The organism is Pseudomonas sp. NS1(2017) (assembly GCF_002269425.1).
Lineage (GTDB): Bacteria > Pseudomonadota > Gammaproteobacteria > Pseudomonadales > Pseudomonadaceae > Aquipseudomonas > Aquipseudomonas reactans.
This window is the reverse complement of the sequence record NZ_CP022960.1, coordinates 6,448,558-6,463,129: the sequence shown is the minus strand read 5'-3', so window position 1 is coordinate 6,463,129 and position 14,572 is coordinate 6,448,558. Positions and strand designations below refer to the sequence as shown.

Below are 14,572 nucleotides of genomic sequence, written 5' to 3'. Positions count from 1 at the left end.
CCGCCTTCGCGAGCAAGCCCGCTCCCACAGTTTGATTGCATTCCAAGGCTGCTCATGGGTGGGACGACTTACATAAGGTCAATAAATATCGGATTGTGTTGTGGGATATTTCTGAATGTTACCCTCGAACGCAAATGTGTAACCCGCCGCCCAAACATGAGGCAAAGCGCTACGCCCACGCCCCGAAAAACCGCGTTTTAGACACCCCGGCAAATAAGATTAAACGCCAGACTTGCCGTGCTAGAAGGGTTTGCGAATAATAGGCCCGCAATTTGCAGCGTCTACAGGTTTAATGTCTTTTGTCTCTGCATAAAATACAGAGGCTGTCAATGAGCTGGAACCGCTTTCTCGGTGCTTCTGTAAATTGTTGTCGCATTGAGGAAATATCGGCTTCCGGCCTGTCGTTAGAATGCCGATCACTCGCTCGTCGTCTCCAGTGTGTAGCTGGTGTAGGACGCAGCACCGCAATTCGGTTTCCCTTAAGTCGCATCGTGGGCCATGGCTCATACTGCTGTTTTGCCCTATACCGATGGAGTCCCAAGATGAAGAAACTCGTGCTGTTGGGCGCCCTGGCGCTGTCCGTGCTGTCCATGCAGGCTTTCGCTGAAGGCAAGCCCCTGAAAATTGGTATCGAAGCGGCTTACCCTCCGTTTGCCTCCAAAGCGCCCGATGGCAGCATCGTCGGTTTTGACTACGACATCGGCAACGCCCTGTGCAAGCAGATGGACGTGAAGTGCACCTGGGTCGAGCAAGAGTTCGACGGCCTGATCCCGGCGCTGAAAGTGCGCAAGATCGACGCGATCCTGTCGTCCATGTCCATCACGGAAGACCGCAAGAAGTCCGTGGACTTCACCAACCGCTACTACCTGAGCCCAGCGCAACTGGTGATGAAGGAAGGCACCACTGTCAGCGACAGCCTGGATGAGTTGAAGGGCAAGAAGATCGGTGTGCAGCGCGGTTCGATCCACGATCGCTTCGCCAAGGAAGTCCTGGCCCCTAAAGGCGCCACGGTTGTGCCTTACAGCTCGCAGAACGAAATCTACCTGGACGTGGAAGCCGGTCGCCTGGATGGTACCGTTGCCGACGCCACCCTGCTGCAAGACGGCTTCCTGAAAACGCCAGCCGGTAAAGGCTACGCGTTCGTGGGCCCGCAGTTCACCGACGCCAAATATTTCGGTGACGGCATCGGCATCGCGGTACGTAAAGGCGACAAGGAAAACCTCGACCGCATCAACGCAGCCATTGCCGCGATCCGTGCCAACGGTGAGTACAAGAAAATCCAGGACAAGTACTTCGACTTCGATATCTACGGCGCTGACCCTAAGTAAATCGTCTTAGCTGTCTGTCCGAAATGGCGCAAGCAACAGAATTCCTGAGGTTTGCGCCATTTTTTCATCCCCCTTTTCGAGGACCTGAATCATGTTGAAAGGCTACGGGGCCGTCATCCTCGATGGCGCATGGTTGACGCTTCAGCTCGCCTTGTCGTCCATGGCCTTGGCCATTGTTCTGGGTCTGATCGGGGTCGCGTTACGCCTGTCGCCGGTGCGCTGGTTGGCTTGGCTGGGTGACTTGTACTCCACGGTGATCCGCGGGATCCCCGACCTGGTGCTGATCTTGCTGATTTTCTACGGCGGTCAGGACCTGCTCAACCGCGTCGCGCCTATGCTGGGCTACGACGACTATATCGACTTGAACCCCTTGGCCGCCGGTATCGGCACCCTGGGTTTCATCTTTGGCGCCTACTTGTCGGAAACCTTCCGCGGCGCCTTCATGGCCATTCCCAAGGGCCAGGCCGAAGCCGGCCTTGCGTATGGCATGAGCAGTTTCCAGGTGTTTTTCCGGGTGATGGTGCCGCAGATGATTCGGCTGGCGATCCCCGGCTTCACCAACAACTGGCTGGTCCTCACCAAGGCGACTGCGCTGATTTCGGTGGTGGGCCTGCAAGACATGATGTTCAAGGCCAAGCAGGCGGCAGATGCCACCCGCGAACCTTTTACCTTCTTCCTCGCAGTGGCGGCGATGTACCTGGTGATCACCAGCGTGTCGTTGCTGGCCTTGCGTCATCTTGAGAAGCGCTACTCGGTAGGCGTAAGGGCGGCTGATCTATGATCTTCGACTACAACGTCATCTGGGAGGCCATGCCGCTGTACCTTGGCGGCCTGCTGACCACCTTGAAACTGCTCGCCATCTCGCTGTTCTTCGGCCTGCTTGCCGCCTTGCCTTTGGGTCTGATGCGCGTGTCCAAGCAGCCGATCGTCAATGGCGCGGCCTGGCTTTATACCTACGTGATCCGCGGCACGCCGATGCTGGTGCAGCTGTTTTTGATCTACTACGGCCTGGCCCAGTTCGACGCCGTGCGCGAAAGCTTCCTCTGGCCGCTGCTGTCCAGCGCGACGTTCTGTGCGTGCCTGGCGTTTGCGATCAACACCAGCGCCTACACCGCCGAGATCATCGCCGGTAGCCTCAAGGCCACGCCCAATGGCGAGATCGAAGCGGCCAAGGCCATGGGCATGTCGCGTTACAAACTGTACCGCCGCATCCTGCTGCCGTCGGCCCTGCGCAGGGCGCTGCCGCAGTACAGCAACGAAGTGATCATGATGCTGCAGACCACCAGCCTGGCCTCCATCGTCACCCTGATCGACATCACCGGCGCCGCGCGCACGGTGAACGCCCAGTTCTACCTGCCGTTCGAAGCCTACATCACCGCCGGTGCGTTCTACCTGTGCCTGACCTTCATTCTGGTGCGCCTGTTCAAGTTGGCCGAGCGCCGCTGGTTGAGCTACCTGGCTCCACGGAAGCATTGATATGGAACGTATCGATCATCTGTTGCCTTGGGGGCATCTGGGCTGTGAGCGCCAGCTCAGCGTGTTCCGTTTCGGCCAGGGCGAGCGCAAGGCTTATATCCAGGCCAGCCTGCACGCCGATGAATTGCCCGGCATGCGTGCCGCGTGGGAGCTGAAAAAGCGCCTCGCCGAACTGGAACAGCAAGGCGCGCTCAACGGCGTGATCGAGCTGGTGCCGGTGGCCAACCCAATGGGCCTTGGCCAACTGCTGCAAGGCAGCCACCAGGGCCGTTTCGAGGTGGGCAGCGGCAAGAACTTCAACCGTGATTTCGTCGAGTTGAGCGAGCCGGTTGCCGAGTTGCTCAGCGGCAAGTTGGGTGATGATCCCCACGCCAATGTGCGTTTGATCCGTCAGGCGATGAGCGATGTACTCAACGCGTTGCCCGAGCCAAGCAGCCAGTTGCAAGGTATGCAGCGTATCTTGCTGAGCCACGCCTGCACTGCCGATGTGGTGCTCGACCTGCATTGCGACGCCGAAGCCGCACTGCACATGTACGCGCTGCCGCAGCACTGGCCGCAGTGGCGTTCGCTGTCGGCGCATTTGAATGTGAAGGTCGGCCTGCTGGCGGAAGACTCCGGCGGCAGTTCGTTCGATGAGGCCTGTTCGCTGCCGTGGTTGCGTTTGTCCCAGGCGTTTCCTGAGTCGCAAATTCCGTTGGCCTGCCTGGCGACTACGCTGGAGCTGGGCGGTCAGGCCGATACCGGGCGTGACGAGGCGATCTTCCACGCCGAAGGTATTCTCGCGTTCCTCGCTGAGCAGGGTTTGATCAAAGGCGAATGGCCTGCGCCGCAATTTGAACCTTGTGAAGGCGTGCCTTTCGAGGGCACCGAATTGCTGTTCGCGCCCCACGCCGGGGTGATCAGTTACCTGCGTAAAGCCGGTGAATGGATCGAAAAAGGCGAGCCGATTTTTGAAGTGATTGATCCCCTGGAAGACCGCGTCAGCACCATCTGTGCAGGTACTTCGGGGGTGTTGTTTGCCGTTGAACGGCTACGTTATGCCCAAGCGGGTTTCTGGCTGGCCAAGGTGGCGGGGCGCGAAGCGCTGCGTCACGGGCGCTTGCTCAACGACTGACCACCTGTTTTTGTGAGAACCGACCGCATGTACAAACTTGAAGTCCAAGACCTGCATAAACGCTATGGCAGTCATGAAGTGCTCAAAGGCGTGTCCCTGGCCGCCGCGGCCGGTGATGTGATCAGCATCATCGGTTCCAGCGGTTCGGGCAAAAGTACCTTTTTGCGCTGCATCAACCTGCTGGAGCAACCCCACGCCGGCAAGATCCTGCTCAACAACGAAGAGCTGAAACTGGTGGCCAACAAGGACGGCGCCATGAAGGCCGCCGACCCTAAACAACTGCAACGCATGCGTTCGCGGCTGTCCATGGTGTTCCAGCATTTCAACCTGTGGTCACACATGACCGCGCTTGAAAACGTGATGGAAGCGCCGGTGCACGTGCTGGGCGTGTCGAAGAAAGAGGCCCGTGAAAAGGCCGAACACTACCTGGCCAAGGTCGGTGTGGGCCATCGCAAGGATGCGTTCCCCGGCCACATGTCCGGCGGTGAGCAGCAGCGCGTAGCCATCGCCCGTGCCTTGGCGATGGAACCTGAGGTGATGCTGTTCGACGAACCCACCTCGGCGCTCGACCCGGAACTGGTCGGTGAAGTGCTCAAGGTGATGCAGGACCTGGCCCAGGAAGGCCGCACCATGGTGGTGGTGACCCACGAAATGGGCTTTGCCCGTGAAGTGTCGAACCAGTTGGTGTTTTTGCACAAAGGTATCGTCGAAGAGCGCGGCAATCCGCGTGAAGTGCTGGTGAACCCGCAGTCCGAGCGTTTGCAGCAGTTCCTCTCAGGCAGCCTGAAATAGTCCAGCCTGCTACTCACCCCTGTAGGAGCGAGCTTGCTCGCGAAGGACGCAAGGCCACCGCGGCGAGCCAGACTGACTACCCACGTAATCGTTACGGTTTTTCGCGAGCAAGCTCGCTCCTACAGGAGAACGGATCTTCATTGTTTTGAGATTTGTGTTGGTTTCCGGGCTAGCATTAGCCCTTGTCTTCATTACTGTTACTGGCTTCGGATAGCACTCCATGACCGCGCACAAAATTGGTTTCCTGATTTGGCCCAGCACAAAAGCCCTGACGCTTGCGCTGGCTGAGGAGGCCTTGCGCGTTGCCCAGCGGGTGCATCCGGACGTGGTCTACGAGCTGTCGTTCCTGCAAGCCGAGCCGGCGACCGAAGGTGCCTGGCAACTCCCGGGCGAGCCATGGGCTGGCAAACTGGAAGGGTTCCAGAAGCTGTTCCTGCTGGCGGATGAACCGCCGACGGTCATTGCTTCCCAACTGAGTACCGCGCTCAAGCAATTGGTCCGCGCCGGCTGTGTGATCGGTGGCTTGTCGGCCGGTGTGTATCCGCTGGCCCAACTCGGCCTGCTCGACGGCTACCGCGCCGCCGTGCACTGGCGCTGGCAGGACGATTTCGCCGAGCGTTTCCCCAAGGTCATCGCCACCAGCCATCTGTTCGACTGGGACCGTGACCGCCTCACTGCCTGCGGTGGCATGTCGGTACTCGACCTGCTGCTGGCGGTATTGGCCCGTGACCATGGCGCCGAATTGGCCGGTGCGGTCTCCGAAGAACTGGTGGTAGAACGCATCCGCGAAGGCGGCGAGCGCCAGCGCATTCCGCTGCAAAACCGCCTGGGTTCCAGCCATCCAAAGCTGACCCAGGCTGTTCTGTTGATGGAGGCGAATATCGAAGAACCGCTGACCACCGACGAAATCGCCCAACATGTATGCGTGTCGCGACGACAACTGGAACGTATCTTCAAGCAATACCTCAATCGCGTCCCCAGCCAGTACTACCTGGAACTACGCCTGAACAAGGCCCGCCAGATGTTGATGCAAACCAGCAAGTCGATCATCCAGATCGGCCTGTCGTGCGGCTTCTCCTCGGGGCCGCATTTCTCCAGCGCCTACCGCAACTTCTTTGGCGCCACCCCGCGTGAAGATCGTAACCAGCGGCGTAGCAGCAGCCCGTTCGAGTTGTCGTCGGTGCCGGCCGAGCGCGGTTGACCGCTGGAGCGTCGTTATTCCTCCATGGGCTCTGGGGAGCTGGACCTTACCAGCGGATTGCCGTTTGCATCCAGGCCCGCTGCCGCCACCGCCAAGTCGTCACCGGTTTGCATGTAGTACTGCCTGAGGATATCCAGACTCGCTGCCGACAATGGGTTGCCGCTCAGGTCTGAGGCGGTGTCGAGCTGCGTGGCCAGCTGTAAAAAGTCCGCAGGAACCTCTTCGATCAAATTGTCGCTCAGGTCCAACGTGCGCAGCTCGCGCAAGGCGAATAGCCCTTGAGGGATTTGAGTAATGTCGGTGTCTGGCAGGTACAGCGTTTCCAGTTCGGTCAGTTGACTGACCTCGGGCGTGAGGCCCAGCCGGTTGCCGCCCAGGTCCAGGTACTGCAGGGTCGTCATCCCCGACAAGGCGTCGGCACTGGTGGGTGTCAAACGGATAGCAGATTCGGTCAGACTCAGGGTGTTGAGCTCAGCCAGGCTGAACACGGTGAGGGGAATATCGCCCAGGCTGAATCGTGTGATGACCAGGCTCCTGAGTTTAGGGAAACAGTTGAGTAGTCCGTCGATACGGATGGTGGTGCCATTGCCTTCAAGGTCGAGTGTTGTCACATGCTCAAACCGGGCGCTCAATTCGGGGAGTTCGCCCAGAATCGGCAGGTTAAAGGTCAGCTTATGGGTAGGCCCAAAGCTGTCGTCGTTGTCGTCCAGTTCGCTTTCGCGGCGCCAGGCTTCTTCAAGCAGCACTTTGAATGCCCGGCGATTTAGCTGATCCTGTGCCCGCGTTTGCTCATCCAATGGCGTGTCCACGATCGGGTGACGCTCTGGCACATTCACCACCCATGCTTCAAGGTCGGTGCGCAGTTGGGCGTATTCGGCTTCAAGTTGCCCGATGGCAGGCTCTGCCGCGTCCAGGTCACCGGGTAGCTCAAAAAAGAAGCGGCTGGCTTCGTTTTCGGTAAAGGTGGGGTACAGCGCTTTGATCCTTTCTCGCGACGTCGTCGGGGCATCGGCGCGCCAATACTCGCCTGTGCGCTGGCAATGGCGTTTGATCTGCATCAGTGCCGAGCGGTTCAGTGGGTTGCGGGAGAGGTCAAAGACGGCGGTGACTGCGTCGGGCAGCCTGAACGCACTGTCGGGAACCTGGGTGATCAGGTTGTTGCCCAGGTTGACGTGTTGGCGCTCCACGGCCGTCAGCAGGCTGTCGGGGATTTGCGTCAAGCCGGTGTCTTCAAGCGCGATGCTGGACAGCCTGGGCAGCGCGCTGAAATCAGGCAGTTGGCCAAGAGGGTTATGACTCAAGTCCAATGTTCCCAACTCGTTCAGCGTGGTGAGTGATGCGGCACTCTCGGTTGATAAGGTGAGCGCGCAACGGGGCAGGCGCAATGATGTCAGTTGCGGCAGGTCCCATAACGAAGCAGGGACATCACCCATCACATAACCCTCGATAAACAGGTGGTTTAGGGTGGGGAACCCTCTGAAAAAAAGCGACGATTGCAAGGGAAATGGAGCCTGCGCACCCTTCAGGCGCAATGCAGACACATGCCTGAAGACACCGCTGTCCAGTGATGGGAATGTGCCTGTAACAGGTTGCGGGCTTTCCACGGCGAACGTGGGAATGACTTGGGGGCTGCTCGCATCCGACGCACCTTCTCGGCGCCAGCAGGCTTGGAGTTCCTCTTTGAAGTCCTCTCGCCGGGCTTGCTCCTCCGGCGCGGGGGCTTGCCGTGCCCACGTATCAAGCCCGTCGGACAGGTCAGCATATTCGACTTCCAGCCGTGCCAGTTCGATCTGGCCTATTTCAATATTGCCCGGCAGACCAAAGAGAAAGCGGTTGACTTCGTTCACGCTGAAGTCTGGGAAGAGCGTATTGACGCGCTGAATATCGACTGCCAATGCGTCTGTGCTCCAATAATGGCCTGTTCGCTGGTAATAGCTTTTTACCTGCTCCAAGGTCGCTCGCGACAGGGGATTGCCTGAGAGGTCGAAGGTGCTTGGGGCATCGGCGGGTAGGTCGAAAAGTGCGGAAGGCAGCTGCGTGATCTGGTTTTGGGACAGCACCGCCAGCTCCAGCGATGCTCGGCTGAGCATGCCGACAGGTACGTTGGAAATGCCAGTCTCGGACAGGTCCAGATTGCGCAGATCAATCATGCGTTCAACGTTGGGGGTCAATCCCAGCGGATTGTTGTACAGGTCCAGGGTTCGAAGTCTATTCATGGCCGTCAGCGCGTTCAGGCTGTCAGGTGTCAGGGTGATGCCGCAGTCGCTGAGTATTAATTCATTGAGGCGCGGCATTGCACTGATAGCGGTTGGCAGTTGACCCAGTTGGGCATTGGCGATGCTGAGGTGGCGAATGTTGGGAAAGCTACGCAAAAAACCATCGACATTCAGTGCGGCCTGGCGACCGTTGAGTTCAAGGTACGAAATATGCTCGAAATTGGCCTGCAGCGTCGGTAGCTCTCCATACAGAATGGCGTGCGATTTGAGTTTCTGACCGTTATGGCTGAGATTCTCGAAGTAGGTATCTGTCTCGGTTTCCTGGCGCCAGGCGCTCAAGAGTTCACGCCAGAACAGCAAGCGGTTTTGCCGCATGTCGCTATATTCCTGACGGCCCATGTTCACCTCGTTGCCTGGGTAGCGGCGCGGGGTGCGGGCTGTCCAGTCGGCCAGGACACGATTAAGTTGCAGATACTCCTGGCGTAGGGCGGTTAATGCAGGAAAGGCGCCACCCGGGCGGCGTTCCAGTGCCTGGATCATCTCGCCGATTTGTTCATCGGTGCGGGCTGGATATAGCTCTCGTGCCAACGCCTGCGCGTTGGGCTGTTCAACTGGTGCAGCCGCTGGGTAGTTGTCCATGCCCAGCAGGCGCAGATGGGTGCGGGTGTCGGTAGGCGTGCGGGCGGGCTCGGCGGTGATCAGCTTGCGCAAGGGGGCGCGTTTCAGTGCATGTGTGCGCACGGCCAGCCGCAGGGCGGGACCTTGGCCGATGCGCAGGCCCAGGGCGTTGCGCTCGGCATCGGGCAGGGCCTGGAGCACCGCGTTGTACAGGTCGGTTGCGCCGGACAGTTCGCCACTGCTGTCCTGCGGGGTGTAACGCCCATCGGGCGAGCGCACCAAGACTCTTTTGATGCGTGCCTTGGGTTTGCCGATGGCATCCAGGAGGGTGGCCTCGGGTGTGGAGCTTCTGATCTCAATGCGCACCCTTTTTCCTGTCCAGCCGGGCAATTGCTCCAGGGAGTGCAAGGCCAGTCGGTGGGTGTCGAGAGTGTCCGTCGAGTCGAGGTATAAACCGTCGTAGGCATGGTTCACCCTGGCTTCGTCTCGCAACGCTTGGGCCAGCTCGGTCAAGCGCGCGGGGACTGTTCCTTCGTCAACGGCCTTGAGTTCCTGGCTGTTGGCGGTGTCCAGCAGGGCGTCGGCTGCGGTGAGTGGCAATCCGGGGGTGTTGTCGACCATGGCCTGTTGGCGAGGGGTGACAGGGTTCTCCAGCTGTTGGTAGCGGGTGTTGAACAATTCAGCTCGATGCGATTGAGCCAGTCCTGCCAGTTTTTTCCTGAGTTTAAGCGCGCGATTGTCCAAGGAGGTTGGTGGGTCGCCGAATGCTTCTCCCAGCAAGGTTTTGCGTTGGGGTTCATCTAGCGCTTCCAGCAGGGTTTTCAGTAAGTCACCGTTTTTCAACTGGGCTTCGTGTATTTGCACCACGCTGGCGTTTGTTTCGCCGGGCAACTCCCAGGCGGTTCTGCCTTCGGCATCTACAAACCGCAGGGTCTTGGCTTTTGGCCAAAGGTCCAGGTTGGCCAGCAGGTGCAGTTGGGACTGCCCATCGGCCCGCTTGAAAACCGCGGGATCATCGCTGTTCATTTGATCAATGAAGTCCTGCAGCGTCTGGTCGATCTGGAAGCGGTCAAGGGTATCGGTCAGCAAGGGAGGCGGCTGGTGCTGGTTGACGTACATCTTGCGCAACGCGCCGTCGTCCGTGGCGCTGATGCGCCGAGCGGTGACCAATTGTTCATCGCTGAGCCCGGCTGTTTTAGGGCCTTGGCGTTTCATGAGGGTGGTGCTGTCCCAGCTCAGGGGAGTGTCCAGTTCGCTCACCCAAGTGCCTTTGCCGTTGGTCAGCAGGGGAGGGCGGTAGGCGTTGGTCCGGGTGGGATGTTGAAGGTAAGGCTGCTGGGTGACAGGGTCCTTTTGTACAACAAACGGTTTGTCCGGGAGCAGCAGGATATTTTTACCGTTGTGGGCGTGCAGGCCCTCGGCGTTTGGATCGGCGTGGCCGGCCAGTTTGATAGCGTGGGCGTAGGGTGCAAGGTCAGGCTTCCAGAGTCGTGCCTTGCCGTTGGGCAACGTGACGGGCTTGAGGCCATTGAAAAACGTGATGACTTCGGCAGGCAGCACAGCACGCAAGGCGCCAGCGGCCAGCGGCGCGCCCGCAATGAACAGGCCCAATTGTAACCCTTGCTCCACGAATGACAGAAAATGCCCCCACGCTACGGTCGCGTCGCCCACAGCCAGGTCGATGATCCATTCAAAGGCGTCATCAAGCATTTGATAGGCGGCGTAGCCGAGCATCAACAGGCCTACGGGGGGGACAAATGGGGCGACGACCAGCGCTGCGATTTGCAGGATGGCCGAGGCCACCTTCTGCACGATGGCCCAGCGCTCCCAGCGCACTCTCTGGTCGACACTGGCGGTGGACACTGCGACGACGCGGGCATCGTTGAACACCTTGCTGAATGTTGTCTGAAACAGGTGCTTGAACAGATCCCCGCTGATGCTGGAGGCGCTGAACGACAAATGCGGATTATCGATGGGCGTCTCGCGCCAGGAGGGCAGTGGATCGCCGCGTGTATGCTCGTGCCAAGTGACTTTGGACAGCCTGCGATTGAGGTCGGCAAAAAAGGCGCCGCGGTCTTCGTGATTGACGAAGCGGCTGAAGAACTGCTGGTACTCAGCGTTGCGCAGGTTGTTGCCCAATGCGGTCATGAAGTCCACAAGGGTTGGGTATTGCTTGAGCGGCGCGTAAGGGTCGTCCGGGATATAGGCGATAACGCCCACGGGGTGACGGCTGCCGATGTTCTCGGCAAATAGCACGATGCCGGTGAGCGGGGTGGACATGATGCTCAGGGTGTAACACCGCAATGGGTAGCAGGTGCTTGCGTTGTCGTTGCTGCTGAGCAGGCGTTGCAACAGGATGAAGGATTGATCATCGTGCAGATCGTCTTTCATCCAGGCCATTTGCAACGCGACGTTCAGGTTTGCGACCTGGCTTTGCCTGACCTTCAATTGCAGCCTTGCGATGGCCACCGGGTTTTTGAAGTCAAAGAACCGTTCAAGGTAACGCTGGTACTGGGCGCCGATGTCCAGTTCCCGGCACAAGGCGGTGAATTGTGCCACCGTGATTCGCCTGTCGAGCGCGGGCAGCCTCTCGAATTGTCCGGTGCTGGTGGGTTGGGTGATGAACGCCGATTGCGCTTCGAAGGTCTCGTCGTCTTCAAAGTTGTGCAGGGCGGCGTCGATCAATGACACCGTCCAGGTTCTTGCTCCGCCTGATCGAACGGGGAACCAAGGTATCGTTTGGGGAATGTAGAGCCGCAGGTAAGTGGTTTTGACGTCAGTTTCGATACCGAAGCGTTGCTTGAGTAACTGTTGTAGCAGCAGCGCGCCGAAGTCTTGCGCCGACTTCAGCTCGGCCAGGGTCTGGTCGAGCCGCAGTTGTGCCTCCCAGGCGGTATTCATGCGGTTTTTGAGGCGGTCATGATCTTCCGGGGAGGCCGTTTTGTACCACTGCGGGAAGTCTGGCTTTACCGTGCGCAATGCTGCGCGTTTGTCAGGAGAGAGTTTGGGCAGCCAGTCGGGAACCGCCTGCGTGAGGATCTCCAGATGCAAGTCGCGATAAGTCGACAGGTCCGGGAGCTGGATGGGAGGAGTAGGTGGGGTCACGGGAGAACGCCTTAGTGTGATGAATAGGCGTGAGAGCAGACCAATTTCGTCTGGCCGACTGGAGGTAGATAGATAGCCGACCCCCCCCTTGCGTTGCATCTATCCTGTTGAACACCTGCCGCTGCGACGCCACAGTGTTTAAACTGCGCCATTGCGATGCTATTTGTCGCATTGGCGTAAACCCGCCAAAATCGCGGGTTGGCGCTATAAGAAGTTGTCGCTTGGCGGCAAGGCCGCGCTGAAAACTGTCCTTACAATCCCTGCATCGCCCGCCAGTTCCAGGCAGGCGTTCCTCTTCAGGAGACTCCGATGTCCGTTGAGCAAGCCCCGGTGCAACGTGCCGATTTCGACCAGGTCATGGTGCCTAACTACGCACCGGCCGCATTCATTCCTGTGCGTGGCGAAGGCTCGCGCGTGTGGGACCAGGCGGGTCGCGAGCTGATCGACTTTGCCGGCGGCATCGCGGTCAACGTATTGGGCCACGCCCACCCGGCGCTGGTCGGTGCACTGACCGAACAGGCCAACAAGCTGTGGCACGTCTCCAACGTTTTTACCAATGAGCCGGCGCTGCGCCTGGCCCACAAGCTGATCGACGCCACCTTTGCCGAGCGCGTGTTCTTCTGCAACTCCGGCGCCGAGGCCAACGAGGCCGCGTTCAAGCTGGCTCGTCGCGTTGCATTCGACCGTTTCGGTACCGAGAAATACGAGATCATCGCCGCGCTGAACAGCTTCCATGGCCGTACCCTGTTCACCGTCAACGTCGGTGGCCAGTCCAAGTACTCCGATGGTTTCGGTCCTAAAATCACCGGCATCACCCACGTTCCTTATAACGACCTGGCCGCGCTGAAAGCCGCCGTGTCGGACAAGACCTGCGCCGTTGTACTGGAGCCGATCCAAGGCGAAGGCGGCGTACTGCCGGCCGAGCTGGCTTACCTGCAAGGCGCCCGCGAGCTGTGCGACGCGAACAACGCGCTGCTGGTGTTCGACGAAGTGCAGACCGGCATGGGCCGCAGCGGCCACCTGTTCGCTTACCAGCATTACGGCGTGACCCCGGACATCCTCACCAGCGCCAAGAGCCTGGGCGGCGGTTTCCCGATCGCGGCGATGCTCACCACCGAGGCGCTGGCCAAGCACTTGGTGGTCGGCACCCACGGCACCACCTACGGCGGCAACCCGCTGGCGTGTGCGGTGGCCGAGGCGGTGATCGACGTGATCAACACCCCTGAAGTGCTGGCCGGCGTGAACGCCAAGCACGATCAATTCAAGGCGCGCCTGGAACAGATCGGCAAGCAATACGGCATCTTCACCGAAGTGCGTGGCATGGGCCTGTTGCTCGGTTGCGTACTGAGCGATGCGTTCAAGGGCAAGGCCAAGGACGTGTTCAATGCGGCCGAGAAAGAAAACCTGATGATCCTGCAAGCCGGCCCGGATGTGGTGCGTTTCGCGCCGAGTTTGGTGGTGGAAGAGGCGGATATCAAGGAAGGCCTGGACCGTTTTGAGCGTGCTGTGAAAGTGCTGACGCAAGGCTGATGACCCTTCACCACCTGGCACGCCGGGTGGTGAACCGAATTGTGTGTGTGCCGGGCCCGCCCGGCATTTTTTCCTCTGTGCAGGCTCCAGGCCTGCCTGTTTTTCGAGTTAAGGAGTGACACCATGCTGGTGATGCGCCCCGCGCAAATGGCTGATCTGGGCGAGGTACAGCGTCTGGCTGCGGACAGCCCGATTGGTGTCACCTCCTTGCCGGACGATGTGGAACGCCTCAGCGACAAGATCGCCGCCAGCGAAGCGTCCTTCGCGGCCGAGGTCAGTTTCAACGGCGAAGAGAGTTATTTCTTCGTGCTCGAAGACACCGAGACCGGCAAGCTCGCCGGTTGCTCGGCCATCGTCGCCTCCGCCGGCTACTCGGAACCCTTCTACAGCTTCCGTAACGAGACCTTCGTGCACGCCTCTCGCGAGCTGAAGATCCACAACAAGATCCACGTGCTCTCCCAGTGCCACGACCTCACCGGCAACAGCCTGCTCACCAGCTTTTACGTGGTGCCTGAGCTGGTCGGTTCGCCGTGGTCGGAACTCAATTCCCGTGGCCGCCTGCTGTTCGTGGCCAGCCACCCCGAGCGCTTTGCCGACTCGGTGGTGACCGAGATCGTCGGCTACAGCGATGAGAACGGTGACTCACCGTTCTGGGACGCCATCGGTCGCAACTTCTTCGACCTCAACTATGCCGCCGCCGAGCGCCTGTGCGGGCTGAAAAGCCGTACCTTCCTCGCCGAGCTGATGCCGCACTACCCGATCTACGTACCGCTGCTGCCGGACGAAGCCCAGGAAGCCATGGGCCAGGTGCACCCGCGTGCGCAGATCACCTTCGACATCCTCATGCGCGAAGGCTTCGAGACTGACCATTACATCGACATCTTCGACGGTGGCCCGACGCTGCATGCACGGGTGTCGGGCATTCGTTCGATTGCCCAGAGCCGCGTGGTACCGGTGAAGATCGGTGAGATGGTCAAGGGTGTCGGTCGCCAGTACCTGGTGAGCAACGCGCAGTTGCAGGATTACCGCGCGGTGATGCTGGAACTGGACTACGCGCCGGGTAAACCGGTGACGTTGGACCTCGCAGCGGCCGAAGCCCTGGGTGTTGGCGAAGGCGCGAGTGTGCGCCTGGTAGCGGTTTAAAAAGAGAGTTTCGCGGGTGGCTGACAACAGCGGCCCGTTCGAGGAGATA

The 14,572-nt window shown here is 59.7% G+C and carries 9 protein-coding genes; 8 read left to right on the top strand and 1 reads right to left on the bottom strand.

Annotation, left to right across the window (positions count from 1 at the left end; genetic code table 11):
- Nucleotides 1–542: 542 nt before the first annotated feature.
- The 6 genes from CI807_RS30025 to CI807_RS30000 all read left to right on the top strand — a co-directional run bounded on the left by CI807_RS30025 (nucleotide 543) and on the right by CI807_RS30000 (nucleotide 5,911).
- Nucleotides 543–1,328 (top strand): ABC transporter substrate-binding protein, encoded by a 786-nt coding sequence (locus tag CI807_RS30025; protein ID WP_095017326.1) that lies wholly within the window; start codon nucleotides 543–545, stop codon nucleotides 1,326–1,328.
- Nucleotides 1,329–1,419: 91 nt separating this feature from the next.
- A complete protein-coding gene (locus tag CI807_RS30020) occupies nucleotides 1,420–2,109 on the top strand; it encodes an ABC transporter permease (protein WP_010208305.1) in 690 nt (229 codons plus the stop codon).
- The gene (locus tag CI807_RS30015; RefSeq protein ID WP_016979807.1) at nucleotides 2,106–2,804 is read left to right on the top strand and encodes an ABC transporter permease; all 699 of its coding nucleotides are present in this window, start codon (nucleotides 2,106–2,108) and stop codon (nucleotides 2,802–2,804) included. The genes CI807_RS30020 and CI807_RS30015 overlap by 4 nt, the downstream gene beginning before the upstream one ends.
- Before the next feature lies 1 nt (nucleotide 2,805).
- Nucleotides 2,806–3,918 carry a succinylglutamate desuccinylase/aspartoacylase family protein gene (locus CI807_RS30010; protein WP_016979805.1) on the top strand — a complete coding sequence of 371 codons (1,113 nt, stop codon included), beginning with the start codon at nucleotides 2,806–2,808 and terminating at the stop codon, nucleotides 3,916–3,918.
- A 27-nt stretch (nucleotides 3,919–3,945) separates the two neighbouring features.
- Nucleotides 3,946–4,710 (top strand): ABC transporter ATP-binding protein, encoded by a 765-nt coding sequence (locus tag CI807_RS30005; protein ID WP_016973723.1) that lies wholly within the window; start codon nucleotides 3,946–3,948, stop codon nucleotides 4,708–4,710.
- Between the two features lie 220 nt (nucleotides 4,711–4,930).
- Complete coding sequence (locus tag CI807_RS30000; protein WP_095017325.1) at nucleotides 4,931–5,911, top strand: GlxA family transcriptional regulator; 981 nt, start codon at nucleotides 4,931–4,933, stop codon at nucleotides 5,909–5,911.
- 14 nt (nucleotides 5,912–5,925) lie between these two features.
- On the opposite strand, the gene CI807_RS29995 is transcribed toward CI807_RS30000, so the two are convergent.
- The gene (locus tag CI807_RS29995) at nucleotides 5,926–11,850 is read right to left on the bottom strand and encodes a dermonecrotic toxin domain-containing protein (RefSeq protein WP_095017324.1); all 5,925 of its coding nucleotides are present in this window, start codon (nucleotides 11,848–11,850) and stop codon (nucleotides 5,926–5,928) included.
- A 309-nt stretch (nucleotides 11,851–12,159) separates the two neighbouring features.
- On the opposite strand from CI807_RS29995, the gene CI807_RS29990 reads away from it, so the two are divergent.
- The gene (locus tag CI807_RS29990) at nucleotides 12,160–13,380 is read left to right on the top strand and encodes an aspartate aminotransferase family protein (protein ID WP_095017323.1); all 1,221 of its coding nucleotides are present in this window, start codon (nucleotides 12,160–12,162) and stop codon (nucleotides 13,378–13,380) included.
- A 123-nt stretch (nucleotides 13,381–13,503) separates the two neighbouring features.
- On the top strand, nucleotides 13,504–14,523 hold the full coding sequence (gene aruF, locus CI807_RS29985; RefSeq protein ID WP_003175655.1) for an arginine/ornithine succinyltransferase subunit alpha: 1,020 nt from the start codon (nucleotides 13,504–13,506) through the stop codon (nucleotides 14,521–14,523).
- The last annotated feature ends 49 nt before the right edge of the window (nucleotides 14,524–14,572 follow it).